We start from the raw sequence: 22,814 nt of genomic DNA on the forward strand, positions 1-22,814 counted from the left end.
GTGTTATTTAAAGGGGTAATTAGCTTGTTGCAAGCATTTTTTTCAATTCAGCTATAGCTTTTGCTGGATTTAATCCCTTTGGACAAGCATTAGTACAATTCATAATAGTATGACATCTATAAAGTTTAAGCTCATCAGCTACTTTTTTTAATCTCTCTTTTTTTTCATCATCTCTACTATCAACTATCCATCTATAAGCCTGAAGTAAAACTGCAGGACCTAAATATTTATCACCATTCCACCAATAACTTGGACAAGATGTTGAGCAGCATGCACACATGATACATTCATATGCACCGTCTAATTTTACTCTGTCTTCTTTAGTTTGTAATATCTCAGTGGTTTCAACTTTTGTATTTGTTTTTAGCCATGGCTCGATTGATTCATACTGTTTGTATAATCCACTTAAATCACCAATTAAATCTTTTTTAACTTTTAAATGAGGTAATGGATAAATATTTATATCACCTTCAATTTCTGAATGAGGCTTTGTACATGCTAAACCATTTTTACCATCCATATTCATTGCACAAGATCCACAAACTCCATGTGCACACGATCTACGATAAGCTAATGATGGGTCAATTTCGTTTTTAATTTTATTTAAAATATCTAATACTTTTGAAGGACAATTATCCATATCCACTTCATAGGTATCTACTCTTGGGTTTTCTCCATTTGAGGGATCCCATCTGTAAACATTTACTTTTCTAATATTTTTTGACCCAGTCTTATCTTGGTAATAGTTACCTTTTTGAACTTCTGAATTTTTAGGTAAATTTATTTGAACCACTAGTAAACTCTTTCTTGAGGTGGAAAGTATTGAACTTCATTTGTTAAAGTTGTTTTAGTAACTGGTCTATATCCAATTTTTGAATCTTTTCCATTGCACCAAGCAATAGTGTGTTGCATAAATTTTTCATCATCTCTTTTTGGGAAATCTTCTCTTGCATGCGCACCTCTACTCTCTTGTCTATTATAAGCAGAATCCACTGTTGTAATTGCTTGTCTAATCAAATTATCAAATTCCAATGTTTCCACTAAATCAGTATTGAAAACAAGTGACTTATCTTTTACAGAAATTGATTCCATTCCATCGTATGCTTTTCTAATATTATCAACACCCTCTTTAAGCGTTTTTTCTGTTCTAAAAACAGCACACTTTGATTGCATAGTTTTCTGCATTGAAAGTCTAAGTTCTGCTGTACTATTTTCACCGTTAGAGTTTCTTAATTTATCAAATCTTTCTAAGCATTTTTCTGTTTCAGCCTCTCCTATATCCTCGTGTGGAGTTCCTGGTTTTACAAGTTCTGCAGCTCTCTTGGCTGCAGCTCTTCCAAATACAACTAGGTCAATTAAAGAATTAGATCCTAATCTATTTGCTCCATGAACAGAAACACAGGCAGCCTCACCAATTGCCATTAATCCTGGAACTGTTTCAGAATCATTTCCTGTTAATACTTCAGCTTTATAGTTTGTTGGGATACCTCCCATATTATAATGAACGGTGGGCACTACTGGTATTGGCTCCTTAGTTACATCAACATTTGCAAATAATCTTGCTGCTTCCGTTATTCCTGGAAGTCTACTTTCAATAATATTTTTGTCTAAATGACTTAAGTGTAAATGAACATGATCCTGTTCTTTACCCACACCTCTTCCTTCGTTAATCTCAATTGACATTGATCTACTTACTACATCTCTAGATGCTAAGTCTTTAGCTTTTGGTGCGTAACGCTCCATAAATCTTTCACCTTTTGAATTAACTAAATATCCACCTTCACCTCTAACACCTTCAGAAATTAAAGTTCCGTGCCCATAAATTCCTGTTGGGTGAAATTGTACAAATTCCATATCTTGTAATGGTAAGCCTGCTCTTAAAACCATTGCATTTCCATCTCCAGTACAAGTGTGTGCTGAAGTTGCAGAATAATAAGCTTTTCCGTAACCCCCTGTTGCAATTATTGTGCTGTGCGCTCTAAATCTATGAATTGTTCCATCATTTAAATTCCAAGCAATAAGACCTTTGCATTCACCATCCTTCATTAATAAATCTAAAGCAAAATATTCAATAAAAAATTCAGTGTTATGTTTTAAAGCTTGTCCATAAAGAGTATGAAGTATTGCGTGTCCAGTTCTATCTGCAGCTGCACATGTTCTTTGAACAATTCCATTACCATAATTTTTTGTCATTCCACCAAAAGGTCTTTGGTAAATTTTGCCATCATCAGTTCTGCTAAATGGAACTCCATATTTTTCTAACTCTATAACAGCAGCTGGAGCTTCTTTACAAAGATACTCAATACTATCTTGGTCACCTAACCAGTCAGCACCTTTAACAGTATCATACATATGCCAACGCCAATCATCTTCACCCATATTCCCTAAAGATGCAGAAATTCCTCCTTGAGCAGCTGAGGTATGACTTCTTGTTGGAAATACTTTTGAAATGCAGGCTGTCTTTAAACCAGCTTCACTTAAACCAACAGCAGCTCTTAGACCTGATCCTCCGGCACCAAGTACGATGACATCGTATTCGTGGTCTATTATTTTATATGAGCTCATTAGTTTAAATTCAATATTACAGTTATTGTTATAATTGGCATTATTATAGCAAAAATATTAAGTACTTTGTTTGCGGCATTTTTGATTTTTTCATTCTGAATATAATCTTCAAATACTTCGCTAATACTTAGGGCAGAAAAAAAGTAAGCAAATACTAGTGTTAAAGAAACTAAAATTTTAGATGGTTGAGTGGTAAAGAAATTAACAACCTCAATATAATCTTTATCAAAAATTGAAACTAAATTTAGAATAAACCAAATCATTAAAGGTACTAAAATTACTGAACTAATTTTCATGAACAGCCATTTTTTTGTTACAGAGTTCATTTTAAATAAAATTCCTTCCTAATAGATAAAATAGAATTGTAAAAAAAATAGATCCAAAAATTACAAATAAACCTGTAATCTTTGTGGTCTTTAGTTCAAAACCATAACCAAGATCCATTACTAAATGTCTTATTTCACTCAATACCTGAAAGCTAAAAGACCAAGTTAAACAAATAATAATAAATTTTCCAAAAATAGATTGCAAAAATAATTTTGTTAGATCGTAGCTAGATTCTCCTAACAACAAAGAAAATATCCACAAACAAATTACTGTTATTGCAAATATATTAACTATTCCTGTAATCCTATGAGAAATAGAAACCAAAGAAGATATGTGCCATCTATAAATTTGAATGTGTGGTGATAAAGGGTTGTTATTATCCATTATTCTTCCTAATTAAAAGCTCAGCTATTTCTACTGCATTCAGTGCAGCACCTCTTAATAAATTATCTGATACTATCCACATATTGAGTGTATTTTTTTTTGTTTTATCTTCTCTAATCCTAGAAATATAAGTTTCATTTTTACCTTCTGCCTCTAAAGGAGTAATGTAGCCTCCATCTTCTCTTTTATCATACACCTCACATCCCTCTGCACTATCTAATAAAGAGTGTATTGTTTGTAAGCTAAATGGTTTTTCAAATTCAATATTTACAGATTCAGCATGAGAAACTAGCACTGGAATTCTTACGCATGTTGCAGTTAGCTCAATTTTGTCATCTAAAATCTTTTTTGTTTCGTTAACCATCTTTAATTCTTCTTTTGTGTAACCATCATCTGCAAAAACATCTATGTGAGGAATTGCATTAAATGCAATTTGTTTAGTAAAATTTTTAGAATTTATTTTCTTTTTATCTAATGATAATTTAGTTTGTTCAATCAATTCATCCATTGATGCTTTACCACCACCAGATACAGATTGATAAGTTGATATAACTACTCTTTTTATATTAAATTCATCATGTAAGGGTTTTAGAGCTATTACCAATTGTGCTGTAGAACAGTTTGGATTAGCAATAATATTTTTTTTTAAAACATTAATTGCTTCTGGATTCACTTGTGAAACAATTAAAGGTACATCTTGATCCATTCTGAAAAAGCTAGAATTATCAATTACTGTAGTATGTTTTGCTGCTTTTTCTGCATATTTTTCTGATATTTTTCCACCAGCTGCAAAAAAGGTAATTTCAGCTTTTGAGAAATCATAAGTCTCTAAGTTAAAAATCTCATGCTCCTTACCATTAAAATTTACTTTTTGACCAGCACTCCTTGAAGAGGCAACTAAAAATAATTGGTCTATTGAAATTTTTTTCTGCTCTAATACTTCGAGCATTTTTCTTCCAACATTACCTGAGGCTCCTACAATTGCTATATTCATGATATTATTTTACTTTTATACTAGATGAAGGGTAAATCACAAACGTTTCCATTAATGGTATTATCGTTTATTTGAATTTTAAAGCCTTGAGATGCTTCCCAGTGGGATTTCTTGATCATTGCTATGCCTATAACCTTTTGAAAATGAGGTGAATAACAAGCCGATCTTAATTCACCAATCACATTATTATTTTCATCATATATGTTTTTTGATCCCGTAAGACTAATTTCTTTTATATCAATTTTAACTCCCCTTAATTTTTTTTGGGGTCCTTTTAATTTTATTTCTTTCAATTTTTCTTTTCCTAAAAAATTTATATCACTATCTAAGCTAACATATTGATCAAAACCACATTCAAATGGATTGTCGTTATTATCAAAATCATTACCATAAGATAACAGTGCACTCTCAATTCTCTCTATTAAATTCGGACATCCTGGCCCTACATTAAATTCTTTTCCAACTTCAAAAAGATGGTCATACAATTTTTGTCCTGACTGTGTGTTTTCAACGTATACTTCATATCCTCCTTGTTTAGACCATCCTGATCTAGCTATAAGGTGCTTTGTGCCTTCAAAATCAAAATAATCAAACCCAAAGAATTTTAGCTCAGTAATTTTTTTTCCAAAAACTTTTTCCATTAACGCAAAGGATTTTGGACCTTGTATTGCCATAATATCAACTACTGGTTCTACAATTTTAACATCAAATTTGTGTCCTGATGCTAAGCCTTTGGCAAAAAAGATTACATCCGAATCTGCTATTGATATCCACCATTTATTTTCATCAAGTTTTAAAACAACTGGGTCATTAACTAAATTTCCATTTTCGTCTATTATTGGACAATAATAACATCTGCCTATTTTAGATTTTGATAGATCCCGACATGTCATCAATTGTACTAACTCTGCCGATTCTTTTCCTGATATTTCTACTTGTCTTTCTGCAGCGACATCCCATATCTGAACATGTTCTTTTAAATGTTTGTAGCTATCCTCTATTGATCCAAATGCAGCAGGTAACAACATATGATTATATATTGTGTATGCTGTAACTCCTTGTTTCTCTATTCTTGAGGTATAAGGAGTACTTCTTAATCTTCTTGATTTTGCTATTGAAAAATTTTTCATTTTTTTAAAAATTCAGAGATCTTTTCTCTCATTTCAAAAGCTTTTTCAAACATAATCATATGTCCACAATTTTTAATTATATGAGTTTTTGAATTAAGAACGAGCTCTGCAAATTTCTTACCTTTTTCAATATTAACCATCTTATCTAGCTCACCAAAGATAAATAGTGTCGGACACTTGATTGACTTTAACGCCTCAGATCCATTTTTATAATTATTACATACTATAAGATCGATAGCTAAAACTTCTCTAATATTTCTTGGAGAATTAATAATTTTTTCTACAGGATTACCTCCAATGAATTTTTTATAATTCTCATAGCTCCATTTCATCATTAACTGAACTGCTTTATCATCTCCATTTTCAGCAAGATCAATTAAATCTTGATTAACAGGCATTCTGTAAGAACCACCTATAAATATTAAATTTTTAACTCTTTTAGAATACCTTAATGAATATTCCAATGCTTCCAAACACCCTTGGGAATGACCTATTATTGTTAATTCAGAAACATTAAGTTTTTTAAAAACTTTTTCTAACCAATCTGAAATTTCTTCTATTGATTTTAAACAATCACCTTCAGAATTTCCATGTCCAGGTAAATCTATTGCTAAAACATTATAATTTTGATTTGATAAATACTGTTCTGTTAAGGACCAAACAATATGTGAGAGACCACTTCCATGCAGCAAAACTATTGTGGATTTTTTTTTATCAATACCTTGGCCTGAATCTGATGCAAAGACTTTTTTGTTGTCTACTTGAAAGATCAACTTAATTCCTTAACTTTCTTTCTAAGTTCAAATTTTTGAATTTTTCCTGTTGAAGTTTTTGGTAAATCACAAAAAATAACACTCTTAGGAAGTTTAAATCCTGCCAATGTTTCTCTACAAAAATCTATTATTTCTTTTTCTGTTGCTGGTTTATCTTTAATTAATTCAACAAAAGCACAGGGTGTTTCTCCCCATTTTTCATCTGGTTTAGCAACTACAGCTGCTAAAGAAACTGAAGGGTGTTTTGCAATTGCATTTTCAATTTCTATTGAAGAAATATTTTCTCCTCCAGAGATAATAATATCTTTAGATCTATCTTGAATTTTTATATATCCATCAGGATGGGTCACAGCTAAATCCCCTGAATGAAACCATCCACCAGCCATTGACTTATCTGTTGCTTCTTTATCTTTGTAATATCCCTTCATTACAATATTCCCTCTAATCATAATTTCACCCATAGTCTTTCCATCTTTGGGTACTGGCTTCATTGTTTCTGGATCCATTACAATAGCGCCCTCTGTGTTTGGGTAACGTACACCTTGCCTTGCTTTGATTTCATTCTTTTTATCTTTTTCTAAAGAATTCCAATCATCATTCCACGCACACTGCAACATATGACCATAAGTTTCTGTTAATCCATAAACATGCATAACCTCAAAGCCAAGATTTTCCATTTTTTCAAAAATAATACTTGGTGGAGGTGCACCTGCAGTTAAAACATTGACTTTTCTTTTTAAGGCTTTTTGATCTTCCTTAGGAGAATTAACAATCATATTTAAAACTATTGGAGCTCCACCAAAATGTGTTACTTCATATTTATCAATTAGTTCAAACATCTTTTTAACATCAATATTTCTTAAACAAATTACTCTTGCGTGCAGCATTGCTAATGTCCAAGGATAACACCAACCATTGCAATGAAACATTGGGACAACACATAAAAAATTTAATTTGTTGGGCATATTCCAAGCTGTAACACTACCTGTTGCCATCAAATATGAACCTCTGTGATGATAAACTACTCCTTTTGGGTTTCCAGTAGTTCCTGATGTATACCCTAATGAAATAGCTTCCCATTCATCTTTTGGTTTTTTCCATTCATAATTTTCATTACCTGTGTTTAAGAAACTTTCATATTCAAGTTCACCTATTTTTTTAAAAGAACTTGTGTCTATGTCCTGGTCGTCAATATCAATAATTGTAATCTTATTTTTAACATTTTTTAAAGCCTTCTCAATTACATCATGAAATTGTCTATCTACAATTAAAACCTTTGCATCACTATGTTGTAAAATATAACTTATAGTATTGGGGTCTAGTCTTGTATTGATTGCATTAATTACTGCCCCCACCATAGGTATTGAATAATGTGCTTCAAAAATTTCTGGTGTATTGAAAGCCATTATAGAAACTGTATCTCCAGTTTTCACACCCAATTTATCTAATGCGCTAGCAAACTTAACACATCTTTTATAAACTTCTTCCCAAGTATACGACCTACTTTCATAAACTAAGGCTTCATAATTTGGATATATATCTTTAGTTCTTTCTAAGAATGTTAAAGGAGAAAGAGGAACATAATTAGCCTCATTTTTATCTAAATTTGTATCGTAATGACTCATATTAACTAAATTTAAAATTCATTATATAGTCACTTCCTGATGTGGCTGTTTTAAAATGACTTTCGGCTCTTGGTAAAACTCTTTTAAAATAAAAATTTGCAGTCTGTATTTTATCTTCATAAAAGTCTTTGTTTTGTTCATAATCTTTAAAACTTACCTCTAAAACTTTTATCCACACATGTGCTATGGACACAAACCCCAATGCTTTTAAATAGTCATTGCATGCTGCGCTTGCATCGTCTTTTGAGTTTTGCACTTTTTCTTTAATCCAATCAGTAAAAGTAGATAATACCTCTAGATGCGTTTTTAATTCTTTTATAAAAGGTTTTAATTTTTCATTTTCAGTACTGCAATCATTCTTGATCAGTTCCAAATATTTGTCAATTATATCACCATTTTTATTTACCAATTTTCTAAAAACTAAATCAGCTGCTTGGATAGAATTTGTTCCTTCATAAATTGGGGTGATTCTATTATCTCTATACAACTGTTCTATACCTTGATCTTTCGTATAGCCATAACCACCATGAACCTGCATAGCCTCACTGGTTATTTCCATTCCCATATCACTAAACATCGTTTTAACCACAGGTGTCATTAACGACACAAGATCTGAAGCTTCTTGTTTAATTTTTTCATCTGGGTGATAAAGGCTAACTTCTGTTTGTTGAGACAGCCAAAAACATAAAGCTCTTTCGCCTTCAATAATAGATTTCATATTAAGCAAAGATTTTCTAATATCTGCATGTTCAATTATAAAATCTGCTCCATTAGTTGATTTTGTATTATTTGTTTTTCCTTGTTTTCGTTCTTTTGCGTAACTCAAAGAGTTTTGATAGGCAATTTCAGAAATCCCCAAGCCTTGGATTCCTACAACAATTCTCTCTAAATTCATCATAGTAAACATTGCGTTTAAGCCTTTATTCTTCAATCCGATCATATAACCAGTTGCATCATCAAAATTTAATACACATGTAGCAGAACCTTTGATTCCCATTTTACTTTCTATAGACCCTGTAGAAACTCCATTTCTAGCTCCAATAGATCCATCTTCATTTACTAAAAATTTAGGTACTAAGAATAAACTTATTCCTTTTGTGCCTGCTGGTGAGTCAGCTGCTCTTGCAATAACTAAGTGGATAATATTTTCAGTTAAATCTTGATCACCTGATGTAATAAAAATTTTCTGTCCACTTAACTTAAAAGTTCCATCAGATTGCTCAATAGCTTTAGTTTTTAAAAGACCTAAATCAGTTCCACAAACTGGTTCGGTAAGGCACATCGTACCACTCCATTTTCCTTCAACCATTTTTGGAAGGTATTTTTCTTTTATTTCATTTGTAGCGTGATGAGAAATACAATTATATGCACCAATACTTAACTCACTATAAAGTTTAAATGATAAACTTGCAGATGATAACATTTCGTCAAAAAAAGCACTTACGGTTTTTGGCATTCCTTGTCCTCCATATTTTGGATCACAAGAAAGTGAAGTCCAGCCATCTTCTATATATTTAGAATAAGCTTCTTTGTAGCCTGGCGGTGTTCTAACCACACCATTCTCTAGAACTGTTGGATTTTCATCACCTGATTTTGCTAATGGTAATATTAAGTTTTGATTAATCTTGGCTGCTTCTTCTAAAATATCTTTTACTAATTCTGAATTAACCTCTTTATACTTTTCAAGATCATTATAATTTTTATTATTTCTTAATTTATCAAAAAGAAACATCATGTCTTCGACTGGAGCAGTATAATTTGGCATTCCAGAACTCTAGAATAATTATTTAATTATTGCAATTTTGAAATGATTGCATCACCCATAGCTGATGTTGATACTTCTTTTTTTCCCTGAGAAAGAATATCTTTTGTTCTAAGACCATCATTTAAGACATCTTGCACAGCTTTTTCTAAAGCATCAGCTTCACTATCTAAATCTAAAGAGTATCTTAAAGCCATTGCAAAACTTAAAATTGAAGCTATTGGGTTTGCGATTTCTTTTCCAGCAATATCCGGTGCAGAACCATGAATAGGCTCATACATAGCTCTCATTTCTCCATCTTTATTTTTTGCACCTAAAGAAGCAGATGGTAATAAACCTAGAGATCCCGTTAACATTGAGGCTTGATCGGAAAGCATGTCTCCAAATAAATTGTCCGTAACAATTACATCAAACTGCTTTGGGTTTTTTAATAATTGCATTGCACAATTATCAGCAAGCATATGACTTAATTCTACATCTTTATATTCTTTGTCGTGTAGTTCTTGAACTTCTTCTTTCCAAAGTTGTCCTGCTTCCATTACATTTGACTTTTCACATGAAGTAACTCTTTTTGATCTCTTTCTTGCTAAATCAAAAGCTACTTTTGCAACTCTAACTATTTCGCTAGTTGTGTATGAATGGGTATTAATCCCTTTTCTTTCACCATTTTCTATCGGCTTAATTCCTCTTGGTTCACCAAAATAAATTCCACCTGTTAATTCTCTGACTATCATAATATCTAATCCAGACACGATTTCTGGTTTTAAGGTTGAGGCATCAACTAATTGTTCAAAACAAATTGCAGGTCTTAAATTTGCAAATAGTTTTAATTCTTTTCTTAATTTTAATAAGGCTCTTTCAGGCTTTTTTGAAAACTCTAAGTTATCCCATTTTGGTCCACCAACTGCACCTAACATAACAAATTCACTTTCTAGAGCTTTGTAAAAAACTTCATCCGTGATTGGTGTCCCATGTTTGTCATAAGAACAACCTCCAGCTAAATCTTCATCAATTTCAAAATCTAGAGATTTATTTGAATTCAACCATAAAATAACTTTTTTAACTTCTTGAATAACCTCGGGTCCAATACCATCTCCAGGAAGAAGTAAAATTTTTCTTTTTTTAATTTTTATCATTAAATATCCATGGTTTATTATTTTTTAGATTTTCTTCAAAAGTTATAATTTTTTCTTTTTTGGCTAACGATAGTGCAATATCATCAAGTCCTTCTAACAAACATTTTTTCTTAAAAGGATCAATATCAAACTTGATTTCACTATTTCCAAAAATTATTTTTTCTTCATTTAAGTCTATTGAAATTTCTTCTTTTCTTTTTGAATACTCTGATAATTCTTTTATTTTTTCTTCTGGCAGAGTAATTGGTAAAATTCCATTTTTGAAACAGTTGCTGTAAAAAATATCGGCATAACTAGAGCTTATCACACATGTTATTCCAAAATCTAGAAGTGCCCAAGGTGCATGTTCTCTTGATGAGCCACAGCCAAAATTTTTTCCTGCTATTAATATTTTTGATTGATTGTGAGGTTTTTGATTTAGAATAAAATCTTTAATTTCATTTCCATTATCATCGTATCTCATTTCAAAAAATAAGTTTTTTCCTAACCCTGTTCTTTTAATCGTTTTAAGAAATTGTTTTGGAATAATCATATCCGTATCAATATTTACTATTGGTAAATATGCTGGGATACTAGTAAGTGAATTAAATTTTTGCATTTTAGTTTTGATACTTTCTAACATCATCTAAGTTTCCAGAAATTGCAGCTGCAGCTGCCATTCCAGGACTTACTAAATGTGTTCTTCCACCTCTACCTTGTCTTCCTTCAAAGTTTCTGTTTGAAGTTGAGGCGCATCTTTCTCCTGGTTTTAATTTATCAGCATTCATTGCAAGACACATAGAACAGCCAGGCTCTCTCCATTCAAAACCTGAAGCTATAAATATTTTATCTAAACCTTCCTGCTCTGCTTGTTCTTTAACCAAACCTGAGCCCGGAACAACCATTGCCTGAACATGGGACGCTTTCTTTTTATCTTTTAATATTTTGGCAGCTTCCCTTAAATCTTCAATTCTACCATTTGTGCAACTTCCTATGAAAACCTTATCAATCTTAATATCTGTAGCTAGTGTATCAGCTTTTAAGCCCATATAATTTAATGATCTTTCTAAAGAGTTCTTTTTATCTTCATCTTGTTCATTTTTAGGATTTGGAACTTTGCCATCTATAGTGATTACATCTTGTGGAGAGGTTCCCCAAGTAATCATCGGTAAAATATCTTCTGCAACTAAGTTGATTTCTTTATCAAATTTAGCTCCATCATCAGTTTTTAAACTTTCCCAATATTTCATAGCCTTATCCCAATTTTCATTTTTTGGAGACATCGGTTTACCCTTTAAATATTCAAATATTTTTTCATCAGGAGCAATTAACCCTGCTCTTGCTCCTCCTTCAATAGTCATATTGCAAATAGTCATTCGTTGCTCTACGCTTAAAGATGAAATTAGACTGCCGGCATACTCAATAACTGATCCTGTTCCTCCCGCAGTTCCAATATTTCCTATAATTTGTAAGATTACATCTTTAGAGGTAACTCCAATAGGAAGTTTTCCGTTAACATTGATTCTAAAATTTTTTGCTTTTTTTTGTACTAATGTTTGCGTTGCTAGAACATGTTCTACTTCTGAGGTCCCAATTCCAAATGCCAAAGCACCAAATGCACCGTGTGTTGCTGTGTGGCTATCTCCACAAACAATTACTGTACCAGGTTGTGTAAAACCTTGTTCTGGACCAATTATGTGAACAATTCCTTGTCTCTTGTCATTCATTCCTAAATATTGAACTCCAAATTCCTTACAATTGCTTTCTAAGGTATCTACTTGAATTTTAGACTCTGCATCCGCTATTCCTTTGGATCTATCAGTAGTTGGAACATTATGGTCTGCAACTGCTAGTGTTAAGCCAGGTTGTCTAACTTTTCTATTAGAGTTTCTTAATCCTTCAAAAGCTTGTGGGCTTGTTACTTCATGTACTAAATGTCGATCAACAAATAATAGTGCTGTACCATCATCTTGTTGATCTACTAAATGATCATTCCAAATTTTATCGTAAAGAGTTAAAGGCATTGAAAAAAAAATTATTTTTTTTCTTCTGATTTTTCTATTTTTGGTTCTGCTTGAACTTGTGTTTGTTTTTCTGCTTCTACAGCTACTGGTGCTAAAGTTTCTTCTGTTACCATTTCTGGTTTAACATCAACTTCTATACCAATTTTTTTTCTAATTTTTTCTGCAATTCTAGCTGATTTACCTGTTCTGTCTCTTAGGTAATATAATTTTGCTCTTCTAACTTTACCATGACGGATAACTGTAATTGTATCTATAACAGTACCATATAGTGGAAATGTTCTTTCAACACCTTCACCAAATGAAATTTTTCTAACTGTGAATGAAGAATTTATATCTCTGTTTTTTCTAGCTATACACACACCTTCAAAATATTGAATTCTATCTTTTTTACCCTCTGTAATTCTAACACCAACTTTTATTACATCTCCTGGAAAAAAATCTGGGATTTTCTTCTCAGATAGTATTTTTTTAACGTTTAGTTGATTTATTTCTTCAATTGTTTTCATATTAGTATTTATCAAATTAATTTTTCTTATATTTTTCCCATAAATCTGGTCTTCGGACGCGTGTTATAGCCTCTGATTGTGATAAACGCCAGTCTTTAATTTTGTTGTGATCTCCTGATAATAGCACTTCTGGAACGCTTTTTTCCTCCCAAATTTGAGGTTTTGTGTATTGAGGATACTCCAAAAGTCCGTTCTCAAAACTCTCATCATGCTTTGATTGTTCATTTCCTAAGACACCTGGAAGCAATCTTAGAACACTATCTAGTACAACAAATGCTGCTGTTTCACCTCCAGATAAAATAAAATCTCCTATGCTAAGTTCTTCTATATTCCTTGTAGATAACAACCTTTCATCAACACCTTCAAAATGACCACAAATTAAACTAATAGATTTTTCTTTAGACAGTTCTAGTGCTAATTTCTGATCAAGCTTTTTTCCTTTTGGTGATAAATAAAAAATTCTTTCTCCTTCTTTTTTATTTTCATCAAGAGATTTTGCTAAAATGTCAGCTTTCAACAGCATTCCAGATCCACCTCCAAAAGGGGTGTCGTCTACTGTTTTATGTTTGTCCTCAGCAGCCTCTCTAAAATTTACAACTTTTAAATCCCAAATTTTATTTGTTAAAGCTTTTCCATATAGCCCTTTATTTAAAGGGCCAGGAAAAAAATCAGGATAGAGTGTGAATATCTGAGCTTGCCACATGAATCCAACTATTTAGCTTCTTCCTTTGGAGCTTCTGCTGCTGGTGCTGCTTCTGCTTTAGGAGCTTCTTCCTTTGGAGCTTCTGCTGCTGGTGCTGCTTCTGCTTTAGGAGCTTCTTCCTTTGGAGCTTCTTCCTTTGGAGCTTCTGCTGCTGGTGCTGCTTCTGCTTTAGGAGCTTCTTCCTTTGGAGCTTCTGCTGCTGGTGCTGCTTCTGCTTTAGGAGCTTCTTCCTTTGGAGCTTCTGCTGCTGGTGCTGCTTCTGCTTTAGGAGCTGCTGCTGGTGCTGCTTCGTCTCCTTCTTTTTTTCTTTCTTTTTTAGGAATAGCTTTACTTGGATTACTACCGTTTGCAGGCATTGCTATAATACCATTTTCACCTAAAATTCTTGCAACTCTAGTAGTTGGTTGAGCACCTTGACCTAACCAATATTTAATTCTTTCTGCTTCTAGTCCTACTCTTTCTTTTTTATCTTTTGGTAAAAGTGGATTAAAGAATCCTACCTTCTCAATAAATCTTCCATCTCTTGCACGACGACTGTCAGCTATAACTACTTTATATACTGGTCTTTTCTTTGTTCCACCTCTTGATAGTCTTATTTTTATCATTTTTTTTCCTTTTTTTATTTAAGTTGATTTAGTAGCTCTGGAGGTATTCCTTTATCAGACATACCCTTCAGGTTTCCTTTTGACATCTTCTTCATCATTTCAGACATCATTTTAAATTGCTTAAGCAATTTATTGATAGTGGCCGCATCTGTTCCAGAGCCATTAGCAATTCTTTTTTTCCTAGAACCATCTATGATTTTAGGATTCCCTCTTTCTTTTTTGGTCATAGACAAAATTATTGCTTCGTTTTGAGTAATAATACTTTCATCAATTCCCGCAGCATCCATCTGTGACTTCATCTTTGAAACACCTGGCATAAATGACATTATTCCTTCTATACCACCCATTTTTTTCATTTGTCTTAGTTGGGATAGATAGTCCTCCATTGAAAATTGTCCTTTTTTCAAATTTTCTTCAGCTTTTTTTAAATTTTCTTCACCAAGATCTTCTGCTGCTTTTTCTACAAGGGAAACAATATCTCCCATTCCTAGTATTCTATTTGCTATTCTATCTGGATGAAAAACTTCTAAGTTTTCTATTTTTTCTCCTACCCCTAAAAACTTAATTGGCACTTGAGAAACATATTTCATACTAAGAGCTGCACCACCTCTTGCATCACCATCGGCTCTAGTTAAAACAATACCTGTTAAGTTTACCGTATTTTTAAATTCTTTTGCAACTTCTGCAGCAACTTGCCCTGTTAAAGAATCTGCAACTAAAAATGTTTCAGTTGGATTGATTATATTCTCTATTTGTTTAATTTCGTTCATCATCTGAAGGTCAATTTGAGTTCTACCAGCTGTATCAAACAATATAATTTCTGCTCCATTTAAGCTTGCAGCACTAACTGCTCTTCTACAAATGTCTGCTGGTAATTGTCCTTCAATTATAGGGAGTGTTAAAATATTATTTTGTTCTCCTAAAGACCTTAATTGTTCTTGGGCAGCAGGCCTGTAAACATCAAGGCTAACCATCATTATCTTTTTCTTTTTATTTTTTTCTAAGTATTTGGCTAATTTTGCTGTTGTTGTAGTTTTACCAGAACCTTGAAGACCAACTAGCATCATTGGAACTGGCGGAACTGCATTTAAATTAATATCTGTGTTGCTTTCGCCTAAAAGGCTTACTAGTTCATCATAAACAATTTTAATAACCATATCTCCTGGTGAAGTTGATCTGATTATCTCTTGACCTAATACTTTAGGTTTAACTTTTGTTATAAAATCTTTAGCTACATCTAAAGAGACATCAGCTTCTAAGAGGGCCTGCCTAATAGCCCTTAAACCCTCATCTACTTGCTTTTCATCAAGTGAAGGTGCTTTTTTTAAAGAAGAAAAAATTTCTTCGAATTTATTTGTTAAGTTTTCAAACATATTTATTACGCACAGCAGTTTCGCACTAGTGGGCGAATATCGCTGACTAGTGTTGATCTCTTTGTTTCCAAAGACACCACAAATTTAACGTTTTTGTGGAAACGAAATCAACCTATAATAGAGGTTCAAAAAGTCAATAAATAAGTTAAATATCTGTATATGGATATTAAAGCATTTAAAATGGATGGTTTAGGCAATGATTTTGTAATTATTGATCAAAGAAGCCAAGATTTTAATTTAGATAAAGATCAAATAATTAAGATATGTGATCGTAGTTTTATTGGATGCGATCAACTCATCCTAATTAAGAAAAATAAAGAAATAGATGCAAATATAGAATTTTTTAATTCAGATGGAAGCATATCTGGTGCTTGTGGAAATGGCACTAGGTGTGTGGCAGATCTTCTATCAAAAGAAAGTGGTAAAAAAGAAATAACGCTCTTAACAACTTCTGGCTCACTAAAATCAAAAATTTTAGGAAATAATTTAGTCGAGACTGAAATTGGTATACCAAAAGTTAATTGGCAAGAAATTCCATTAAGTAAGCAGCTAGATACTCAAGACTTAAAAATTGAAATTATAAATAGAAATAATACCAAACATATTGGTGGAATAGCCATAAATGTAGGCAATCCGCACATAATTTTTTTTGTAGATGATATTGAAGCATTTGACTTAAAAAATATTGGTCCGAAAATTGAAAATCATCCTCTATTTCCTGAAAAATGTAATGTGACCCTGGCCAAAGTTATAAATAGAAATTTAATAAAAGTAAAAGTTTGGGAAAGAGGAGCTGGACTTACCAAGGCTTGTGGCACAGCAGCTTGTGCAACAGCTGTTGCAGCTAATATAAATAATCTAGTAGAAAAAACTACAGATATAGAGTTTGCATTAGGTAGTTTAACAATTTCTATTGATGAAAGAAATAGCATTCATATGAAAGGACCTGTGTCTGATATTAAAAATATCAACATTAAGTTATAATGGGAATTTTTGATAAATTTAAAATTGGTTTTAAGAAAAGTGCTTCTGCATTTACATCTGGATTAAGAGATATAATTGTAAAAAAAGAAATAGATGACAAAACATTAGATCAAATTGAGGAATATTTGATTCAATCAGATGTCGGTCTTGGTGCGGCTGAAGAAATTAAAAAAATTATTGCTCAAGAAAAAATTGACCCCAAAAAAGATATTATGCATGAGGTAAACTTAATTCTTAGAAACTATATAGTTGCTTTAATGAAACCTTTGGAAAATGAGAATTTTTTTAATAAAAAAGAAAAACTTAATGCAGTCCTAGTATCGGGAGTTAACGGGGTTGGAAAAACAACAACTATTGGAAAAGTTGGTAAAATTTTAAAATCTAATGGTAACAAGGTTATGTTTTCTGCCTGTGATACGTTTAGAGCAGCTGCTATAGAACAATTAGAAAGTTGGGCTATTAAAATTGATGTGCAAATTACAAAATCTACTCAAGGATCTGATCCAGCATCAGTTGCCTACAAGGCAATAGAAGAGGCATTAAAGAACGATTTTAACCATGTTTTGATCGATACGGCAGGGAGATTACAAAATAAAAAAAATTTAATGGAAGAATACAAAAAAATTGCCCATGTAACAAAAAAAATAGATCCAGATGCTCCTCACGATGTAATCCTAATACTTGACGCAACCTCTGGCCAAAATGTTATCAGTCAAGTTGAAGAGTTTAACAAAATTATACCTCTTACTGGTTTGATAATGACAAAATTAGATGGTACTGCAAAAGGAGGAATTTTATTAGCCCTTGCTAAAAAATATAAACTTCCAATAATCGCTCTTGGACTTGGTGAAAAAGAAGATGATTTACAAATTTTTAATGCAGAAAAATTTGCAGAAGCATTTACTCAAATTAATTGATTAAATTATTCGAGATTAAAGGTTTATAATAATTACATTTATAATTTTCTTTTAATTGTGAGTGACCACAGTTTTTTGCGATCGATGAAATTATAAATTCAAATTTTCCACTAGAAGGATATTGATTTAACTTTTTATTAGTAATATCAAATTGAAAATTTTTATTAATATTTTTAATAGCACTAATCATAACTAGTGTATTATTATCTTTTAATAAATAATAAGCAAAATCTTCTGGGAACACTGGAAAATCATACTCTTCTAAAAAAAATTTAGCCTTTGAAGGAAACCACTCGTATGAAATTAGAGGAAGTGAAGTTTTTGTTTTATAGTTATAGATATAAAGATCCTGAGGAAAATCAGTTATATAATTAGATTCTTCACCTCGTGCTAAAATAGGTTTTTCTCTAGTTTTAAAATAAAGACTAAAATTTTCATCATGTGAATTCATCTGACCTATATGAAAAAAATTATCTGCAGAATAATCTTTTTCGTCTGCATAAGTAAAATTAGCTACAAAGATTATAATAAATAAAGTCCTAACAATTTTTTTCATACTTATTGTATAAATATGAAATTTGTAAATTATTTGTTTAGATTGTGGCTTAATTTATTTAAACTTTTCTCTTAACTATATATACCCCACCAAAAACAAGGGCTGTCCCTATGTAATGATAATATTCGAGCTGCTCATTAAAGAATAAAACTCCATAAATGGCACTATAAACTGTAAAAATGTAAAGAGTAAAACCAGTTATAGATGCCCCAAGTTTTTTTTGCGCCATTGTGTACAAGGTAAAAGCTATAATTCCCGGTGAAATAGCTGCAAATAAAACCCACATAAAAAAATCAGAATTAAATACAGTTCTTACAAAAAAAGCCTCTTCGATTAGATAAAATGGGAGCAAGCTAACCACTCCAAAAAATGCAATCAAAGTAAATCTATCAAAAATTTTTAGATTAGTTTTCCAATAAAATAGATAGATAGAATAAAGAGCCCAACCTATTGCAGAAGCTAGCATCCAGAGGTCACCAATTGTGAATTTCAGACTAATTAATAAAGATAAATCACCTTTAATAATAATGGCAAAAACACCTATTAAACATGAAACTAGTCCAATAATCCTAAGAAGATTGATTTTTTCTTTAAAAAATAAACTTGAGATTATGATTATAAAAATTGGAGAAGAGGAATATATAATTCCCATGTTGGTAACCGTGGTTGTTTGACCAGCTAAAAATGGAAAAGCTCCACAAACTCCACAACCCATCGATCCAATGAAAAATATTCTTTTATATTCTTGTTTTACAAACTTAAAATTTTTTTTTAAAGAACTGTAGGTAAATGGTAGTAATATTAAAAAAACTGCAGTCCATCTCCAAAAAGCTAAAGATATTGGAGGAACATACTCAACCCCACCTCTTGCAACGATTAAGTTGCTAGCCATAAAAATTGGTTGAATAAATAATAATAAAAAAGGTAAATAGCTATTTTTAGAATTATTCACTTAAAGGAAGATTTAATTCTTATCGAAAAAAGCTTCGTAGAACATCATATAAATTGCTACTGCCATTAAAATATATACTGGTAATATATCCCAAAATCCTATCATTGAAGATCTAGTTAAAGTTGTTGCAAGACCTATAAGAAATAATGTTGCAAGACCTGATCCTAATAGAGTTGTTATTTTATTTAGCATATTTTTTACAATTTTTTTCCAGCCAGTTGGCTACACCTAGAAATCTTAAATCATCTAGCTTGTCTCCAATTAACTGTATACCTAATGGTAAATTATTTTCTCCAACAAGTAAAGGTAATGAAATAGATGGTAGACCCATATAAGTCCAAATAGTACAAAATTCAGGGCTACCAGTGCTCTTGAGACCCTTAGGTGCAACCCCTGCTGATGATGGAGTTAACACCCCATGGTAATCTTCAAAAACCTCTTTATAAGACTCATAACTTCTCTTCATAAAATCTATCGCTTCAGCATATTCTTTGGCTGAGTATTTTAGTCCTCTTTCAATTGCACTGACCATTTCTTTAGAAAGATGTTTTTTTGATTTTTTATAGTAACCTTGAAAATTATTTGCCATATCTGTTTCATGAATTATTTTATGATATTTTGGAATATCATCAAAATAAGAAGGGGTATCGAATACTTCAATATTTTTTTTAAAAGTTTTTATAAAGAACTCAAAAGATTTTTGTGACTCTTTATCAATATTTTTCCAATTTTTAGTTTTATAAAAAATAAATTTTGGCTCATAAAGTGGTCCTTTTTTACAAACAGTTAACATTTCATCTGCCGCATAATGAATAGTTGATGGATCGTATAAATCTTTTTTTATTAATGATTTTGCAAATAGGGCAACATCTTCTACCGTTTTTCCGAACACTCCGATGTGATCTAATTTATCAGATTGTCTCATCACTCCACTTCGTGAAATCAACCCATAAGAGGGCTTATAACCAACAACTCCACAGTAAGAAGCAGGTCTAATAATTGAGCCGTTAGTTTGTGATCCAATTGATAATGGTGCCATATGTGCTGCTATAACAGCCGCAGAGCCACTTGATGATCCTCCAGGTGTTCTTGAATTATCATGTGGGTTAGTAGTTTTGCCTGGGTGAAAATATGCAAGTTCAGTGGTTACAGTCTTTCCCATTACTATTGCTCCCTCAATCTTAAGTAGATTAACAACTTCAGAATCTTGTGAGCTTGGCATTTTTTTTCTGACAGGAGAACCACATTCAGTAGGCATTTCAAAAGTACCTATTATATCTTTAACTGCTATTGGTAGACCGTGCAAAGACCCAAGAGGTTTTCCTGATTTTCTATACTCATCTGCTTCAGCAGCTTTTTCTAAAAGCTTTTTTTTATCAAAATGTTCCCACGCCTTTACATCTTTTTCAAATTTTTCAATTCTCTCAATATATTGATTACAAACCTCTACTGAAGAAATCTGACCCGATTTTAAGTGCTCAACTAATTTATTAGTTGTTAGAGTAAATATATTTAACATTTTAAATTATTTAGTTTGCAAATAACGTTTCTGGTAGCCACAAAGCAATACCTGGAAACATATACATAAGAAACATAGCAAATATTACTATTCCTAAGAAAGGCATAATTCCGGCAAATATTTCCATCAATTCAACATTTTTCTTTTGAACGCCCTTTAAGTAATAAGCGGACATAGCCATGGGAGGTGTTAAAAATGATGTTTGTAAATTTAGAGCGATTAACATTGCAAAGAAATATGGATTAACATCAAACACCTCAAGTAAGGGTAAAAATATTGGAACAAATATAATTAGAATTTCAGTCCATTCTAATGGCCATCCTAAAAGAAAAATTATTACTTGAGTAATAATTAAAAATTGCCAAGTTGATATTTCAATTGATGTAAAAAAATGTTCAAAAATTTCATGACCACCTAGATAAGAAAATACAGACGAAAAAGTCCAAGAACCAATGAATAACCACATAATCATCGCTGTAGTTTTTGCTGTTAGAAAAACAGATTCTTTAAAACTTTGCCATTTAAGTGTTTTGTAAAACCAAGATAACAATATAGCACCAAATGCTCCTGCTGCTGCTGCCTCTGCTGGCGTTGCTATGCCTGCTAAGATTGTTCCAAGAACTAACATAATTAATCCAAAAAGAGGAACAAAAGAAACTAATACTTCTTTTAAAATTTCAGCTCGTGGCGGAATATCTTCTGCTCTTGGCTTAGGTGCAATTGATGGTTGGAGCCAAGCTCTACCTACTGCATAAGCTATATAAAGTCCTGCAAGTAAAAGTCCTGGAAAAATTGCTGCAGCAAATAATCTCAAAGGAGATAACTGAGCTATTACTGAATAAACAATTAACATGATACTAGGTGGAATTAAAATACCCAAACATCCACCCGCACAAATTACTCCTGAAGCAAATTTTTTATCATATCCTGCTTTAACCATTGCAGGCCAAGCAAGTAGACCCATTAGGGTTACAACGGCACCAATAATTCCTGTGGCTGTAGAAAATAAAGTACATGTTATTAGAGCAGCTACTGCCATTGAAGCTGGCAATCTGTGAGCTGCAAGTCTTATTGCAAAAAATAATTTTGATACAATTCCAGCTCTTTCAACTAGATACCCCATAAATAGAAATAGTGGGACGGCGGTGAGCACGTTATTATCCATAACGGTATAAGTATTTTTTACAAATAAAGAAAATATCCTATTATCAAATATGTGATCCATTAAAGCAGGATCGTAATAAGCATAATATCCAAAACCTATTCCCATAGCCATTAAAGTGAAGGCAATTGGAAAACCTAATAGCACCGCAAATAAAAATATCCCCATCATGAAGATGGCAACTTCTGGATTTGTTAAACTAAATAACATCTTTTTGATCCTCGTCCTGCGCTGTTCTCATTAAAATTTGTTCTGTTTCTTCTGCAACAACCATTCTTGCTGGCCAATGTCCAGTTTTAATACAAATAATTGCTCTAAATACTTCGGCTATTCCCTGAATAACTAAAAATACTCCCGCAGCTGGTATTAAGGATTTTACCATATAAATATTAATTTGTGCTGGGCTACTCCAACTAGTTTCTTTTATCTTCCAAGCAAGTGCAGCATATTCATAGCCATAAAATGCTAAAGACACGACACCAGGAAAAAAGAAAATAAAATAAAGTACTAAATCAATATAGCCTTGTGTTCTTGGTTTAAATAATCTGTAAATTACATCTCCTCTAACATGAGATTCAGTTGCTAAACAATAAGCACCTGACATCATTAATATTGCACCATACATCTGCATGCTAAAGTCAAAATTCCAAAGTGTTGGCTTATTAAATACATAGGCCATCATAACTTCATAACAAGTTCCACCCATCAAAATAACTATACACCAAGAAAAAGCCTTACCTATCGAGGTGCTTAACGTGTCAGCTAATTTTATGTAGGCTCTCATCATGATTTGAATAGGATACTCTAATTTTGTTAAAAACTGTACTATAAAAAAAGG

At 32.0% G+C, this 22,814-nt stretch carries 24 protein-coding genes; 2 read left to right on the plus strand and 22 right to left on the minus strand.

Features of this window, described 5'->3' with window-relative positions:
* Positions 1-19: 19 nt before the first annotated feature.
* The 16 genes from AC5SLY_RS06035 to ffh are packed head-to-tail and all read right to left on the minus strand — an operon-like array spanning position 20 to position 15,886.
* Positions 20-793 carry a succinate dehydrogenase iron-sulfur subunit gene (locus AC5SLY_RS06035; RefSeq protein WP_011281565.1) on the minus strand — a complete coding sequence of 258 codons (774 nt, stop codon included), beginning with the start codon at positions 791-793 and terminating at the stop codon, positions 20-22.
* Positions 793-2,565 carry a succinate dehydrogenase flavoprotein subunit gene (gene sdhA, locus AC5SLY_RS06040; protein ID WP_011281566.1) on the minus strand — a complete coding sequence of 591 codons (1,773 nt, stop codon included), beginning with the start codon at positions 2,563-2,565 and terminating at the stop codon, positions 793-795. The genes AC5SLY_RS06035 and sdhA overlap by 1 nt, the downstream gene beginning before the upstream one ends.
* On the minus strand, positions 2,565-2,891 hold the full coding sequence (gene sdhD, locus AC5SLY_RS06045) for a succinate dehydrogenase, hydrophobic membrane anchor protein (protein WP_018413620.1): 327 nt from the start codon (positions 2,889-2,891) through the stop codon (positions 2,565-2,567). Before sdhD ends, sdhA begins: the two co-directional genes overlap by 1 nt.
* 1 nt (position 2,892) lies before the next feature.
* Positions 2,893-3,276, minus strand: coding sequence for a succinate dehydrogenase, cytochrome b556 subunit (gene sdhC / locus AC5SLY_RS06050; protein WP_011281568.1), 384 nt, complete (start codon positions 3,274-3,276; stop codon positions 2,893-2,895).
* On the minus strand, positions 3,269-4,270 hold the full coding sequence (locus AC5SLY_RS06055) for an aspartate-semialdehyde dehydrogenase (RefSeq protein ID WP_494598740.1): 1,002 nt from the start codon (positions 4,268-4,270) through the stop codon (positions 3,269-3,271). The genes sdhC and AC5SLY_RS06055 overlap by 8 nt, the downstream gene beginning before the upstream one ends.
* A 20-nt stretch (positions 4,271-4,290) precedes the next feature.
* Positions 4,291-5,400, minus strand: coding sequence for a dimethylsulfoniopropionate demethylase (locus tag AC5SLY_RS06060; RefSeq protein ID WP_494598741.1), 1,110 nt, complete (start codon positions 5,398-5,400; stop codon positions 4,291-4,293).
* A complete protein-coding gene (locus AC5SLY_RS06065) occupies positions 5,397-6,173 on the minus strand; it encodes an alpha/beta fold hydrolase (RefSeq protein WP_494598742.1) in 777 nt (258 codons plus the stop codon). Before AC5SLY_RS06065 ends, AC5SLY_RS06060 begins: the two co-directional genes overlap by 4 nt.
* Entirely contained in the window at positions 6,170-7,798 is a 1,629-nt protein-coding gene (locus AC5SLY_RS06070; protein WP_018413622.1) for an acyl-CoA synthetase, read from the minus strand. Before AC5SLY_RS06070 ends, AC5SLY_RS06065 begins: the two co-directional genes overlap by 4 nt.
* 1 nt (position 7,799) lies before the next feature.
* The gene (locus tag AC5SLY_RS06075; RefSeq protein WP_494598743.1) at positions 7,800-9,563 is read right to left on the minus strand and encodes an acyl-CoA dehydrogenase C-terminal domain-containing protein; all 1,764 of its coding nucleotides are present in this window, start codon (positions 9,561-9,563) and stop codon (positions 7,800-7,802) included.
* A 26-nt stretch (positions 9,564-9,589) separates the two neighbouring features.
* Positions 9,590-10,696 (minus strand): 3-isopropylmalate dehydrogenase, encoded by a 1,107-nt coding sequence (leuB, locus tag AC5SLY_RS06080; protein WP_494576733.1) that lies wholly within the window; start codon positions 10,694-10,696, stop codon positions 9,590-9,592.
* Entirely contained in the window at positions 10,683-11,294 is a 612-nt protein-coding gene (leuD, locus tag AC5SLY_RS06085; protein WP_011281572.1) for a 3-isopropylmalate dehydratase small subunit, read from the minus strand. The genes leuB and leuD overlap by 14 nt, the downstream gene beginning before the upstream one ends.
* Position 11,295: 1 nt before the next feature.
* Entirely contained in the window at positions 11,296-12,699 is a 1,404-nt protein-coding gene (leuC, locus tag AC5SLY_RS06090) for a 3-isopropylmalate dehydratase large subunit (RefSeq protein WP_018413624.1), read from the minus strand.
* An 11-nt stretch (positions 12,700-12,710) separates the two neighbouring features.
* Positions 12,711-13,205 (minus strand): 50S ribosomal protein L19, encoded by a 495-nt coding sequence (gene rplS, locus AC5SLY_RS06095; protein ID WP_494598744.1) that lies wholly within the window; start codon positions 13,203-13,205, stop codon positions 12,711-12,713.
* Positions 13,206-13,221: 16 nt separating this feature from the next.
* Entirely contained in the window at positions 13,222-13,908 is a 687-nt protein-coding gene (trmD, locus tag AC5SLY_RS06100; RefSeq protein WP_006997655.1) for a tRNA (guanosine(37)-N1)-methyltransferase TrmD, read from the minus strand.
* Positions 13,909-13,916: 8 nt separating this feature from the next.
* Positions 13,917-14,513, minus strand: a complete 597-nt coding sequence (gene rpsP, locus AC5SLY_RS06105) for a 30S ribosomal protein S16 (protein ID WP_494598745.1) — start codon at positions 14,511-14,513, stop codon at positions 13,917-13,919.
* Between the two features lie 14 nt (positions 14,514-14,527).
* On the minus strand, positions 14,528-15,886 hold the full coding sequence (gene ffh, locus AC5SLY_RS06110) for a signal recognition particle protein (RefSeq protein WP_494598746.1): 1,359 nt from the start codon (positions 15,884-15,886) through the stop codon (positions 14,528-14,530).
* Positions 15,887-16,045: 159 nt separating this feature from the next.
* Between ffh and dapF the strand changes: the two genes are divergently transcribed.
* The gene (dapF, locus tag AC5SLY_RS06115) at positions 16,046-16,870 is read left to right on the plus strand and encodes a diaminopimelate epimerase (protein WP_494593272.1); all 825 of its coding nucleotides are present in this window, start codon (positions 16,046-16,048) and stop codon (positions 16,868-16,870) included.
* A complete protein-coding gene (ftsY, locus tag AC5SLY_RS06120; RefSeq protein WP_494598747.1) occupies positions 16,870-17,787 on the plus strand; it encodes a signal recognition particle-docking protein FtsY in 918 nt (305 codons plus the stop codon). Before dapF ends, ftsY begins: the two co-directional genes overlap by 1 nt.
* On the opposite strand, the gene AC5SLY_RS06125 is transcribed toward ftsY, so the two are convergent.
* Genes AC5SLY_RS06125 through AC5SLY_RS06150 form a run of 6 tightly spaced genes read right to left on the minus strand, consistent with a single transcriptional unit; the run spans position 17,780 to position 22,760 of the window.
* The gene (locus AC5SLY_RS06125) at positions 17,780-18,343 is read right to left on the minus strand and encodes a hypothetical protein (RefSeq protein ID WP_006997650.1); all 564 of its coding nucleotides are present in this window, start codon (positions 18,341-18,343) and stop codon (positions 17,780-17,782) included. The genes ftsY and AC5SLY_RS06125 overlap by 8 nt on opposite strands.
* Positions 18,344-18,401: 58 nt before the next feature.
* Positions 18,402-19,295 carry a DMT family transporter gene (locus tag AC5SLY_RS06130; protein WP_011281578.1) on the minus strand — a complete coding sequence of 298 codons (894 nt, stop codon included), beginning with the start codon at positions 19,293-19,295 and terminating at the stop codon, positions 18,402-18,404.
* Between the two features lie 12 nt (positions 19,296-19,307).
* Positions 19,308-19,487 carry a hypothetical protein gene (locus AC5SLY_RS06135; protein ID WP_006997648.1) on the minus strand — a complete coding sequence of 60 codons (180 nt, stop codon included), beginning with the start codon at positions 19,485-19,487 and terminating at the stop codon, positions 19,308-19,310.
* Entirely contained in the window at positions 19,477-20,814 is a 1,338-nt protein-coding gene (locus AC5SLY_RS06140; protein WP_271625843.1) for an amidase, read from the minus strand. The genes AC5SLY_RS06135 and AC5SLY_RS06140 overlap by 11 nt, the downstream gene beginning before the upstream one ends.
* A gap of 10 nt (positions 20,815-20,824) precedes the next feature.
* The gene (locus tag AC5SLY_RS06145) at positions 20,825-22,186 is read right to left on the minus strand and encodes a TRAP transporter large permease (protein ID WP_006997646.1); all 1,362 of its coding nucleotides are present in this window, start codon (positions 22,184-22,186) and stop codon (positions 20,825-20,827) included.
* Positions 22,176-22,760 carry a TRAP transporter small permease subunit gene (locus AC5SLY_RS06150; RefSeq protein ID WP_011281580.1) on the minus strand — a complete coding sequence of 195 codons (585 nt, stop codon included), beginning with the start codon at positions 22,758-22,760 and terminating at the stop codon, positions 22,176-22,178. The genes AC5SLY_RS06145 and AC5SLY_RS06150 overlap by 11 nt, the downstream gene beginning before the upstream one ends.
* Between the last annotated feature and the right edge of the window lie 54 nt (positions 22,761-22,814).

This window comes from Candidatus Pelagibacter sp. PS_23 (assembly GCF_059417905.1).

Excerpts from the sequence above, each read along its gene's own strand:
- sdhA (WP_011281566.1), bottom strand. The coding sequence starts at position 2,565 with ATGAGCTCATATAAAATAATAGACCACGAATACGATGTCATCGTACTT.
- sdhD (WP_018413620.1), bottom strand. The coding sequence starts at position 2,891 with ATGAACTCTGTAACAAAAAAATGGCTGTTCATGAAAATTAGTTCAGTA.
- sdhC (WP_011281568.1), bottom strand. The coding sequence starts at position 3,276 with ATGGATAATAACAACCCTTTATCACCACACATTCAAATTTATAGATGG.
- AC5SLY_RS06055 (WP_494598740.1), bottom strand. The coding sequence starts at position 4,270 with ATGAATATAGCAATTGTAGGAGCCTCAGGTAATGTTGGAAGAAAAATG.
- AC5SLY_RS06060 (WP_494598741.1), bottom strand. The coding sequence starts at position 5,400 with ATGAAAAATTTTTCAATAGCAAAATCAAGAAGATTAAGAAGTACTCCT.
- AC5SLY_RS06070 (WP_018413622.1), bottom strand. The coding sequence starts at position 7,798 with ATGAGTCATTACGATACAAATTTAGATAAAAATGAGGCTAATTATGTT.
- AC5SLY_RS06075 (WP_494598743.1), bottom strand. The coding sequence starts at position 9,563 with ATGCCAAATTATACTGCTCCAGTCGAAGACATGATGTTTCTTTTTGAT.
- leuB (WP_494576733.1), bottom strand. The coding sequence starts at position 10,696 with ATGATAAAAATTAAAAAAAGAAAAATTTTACTTCTTCCTGGAGATGGT.
- leuD (WP_011281572.1), bottom strand. The coding sequence starts at position 11,294 with ATGCAAAAATTTAATTCACTTACTAGTATCCCAGCATATTTACCAATA.
- leuC (WP_018413624.1), bottom strand. The coding sequence starts at position 12,699 with ATGCCTTTAACTCTTTACGATAAAATTTGGAATGATCATTTAGTAGAT.
- rplS (WP_494598744.1), bottom strand. The coding sequence starts at position 13,205 with ATGAAAACAATTGAAGAAATAAATCAACTAAACGTTAAAAAAATACTA.
- trmD (WP_006997655.1), bottom strand. The coding sequence starts at position 13,908 with ATGTGGCAAGCTCAGATATTCACACTCTATCCTGATTTTTTTCCTGGC.
- rpsP (WP_494598745.1), bottom strand. The coding sequence starts at position 14,513 with ATGATAAAAATAAGACTATCAAGAGGTGGAACAAAGAAAAGACCAGTA.
- ffh (WP_494598746.1), bottom strand. The coding sequence starts at position 15,886 with ATGTTTGAAAACTTAACAAATAAATTCGAAGAAATTTTTTCTTCTTTA.
- dapF (WP_494593272.1), top strand. The coding sequence starts at position 16,046 with ATGGATATTAAAGCATTTAAAATGGATGGTTTAGGCAATGATTTTGTA.
- ftsY (WP_494598747.1), top strand. The coding sequence starts at position 16,870 with ATGGGAATTTTTGATAAATTTAAAATTGGTTTTAAGAAAAGTGCTTCT.
- AC5SLY_RS06125 (WP_006997650.1), bottom strand. The coding sequence starts at position 18,343 with ATGAAAAAAATTGTTAGGACTTTATTTATTATAATCTTTGTAGCTAAT.
- AC5SLY_RS06135 (WP_006997648.1), bottom strand. The coding sequence starts at position 19,487 with ATGCTAAATAAAATAACAACTCTATTAGGATCAGGTCTTGCAACATTA.
- AC5SLY_RS06140 (WP_271625843.1), bottom strand. The coding sequence starts at position 20,814 with ATGTTAAATATATTTACTCTAACAACTAATAAATTAGTTGAGCACTTA.
- AC5SLY_RS06145 (WP_006997646.1), bottom strand. The coding sequence starts at position 22,186 with ATGTTATTTAGTTTAACAAATCCAGAAGTTGCCATCTTCATGATGGGG.
- AC5SLY_RS06150 (WP_011281580.1), bottom strand. The coding sequence starts at position 22,760 with ATGAGAGCCTACATAAAATTAGCTGACACGTTAAGCACCTCGATAGGT.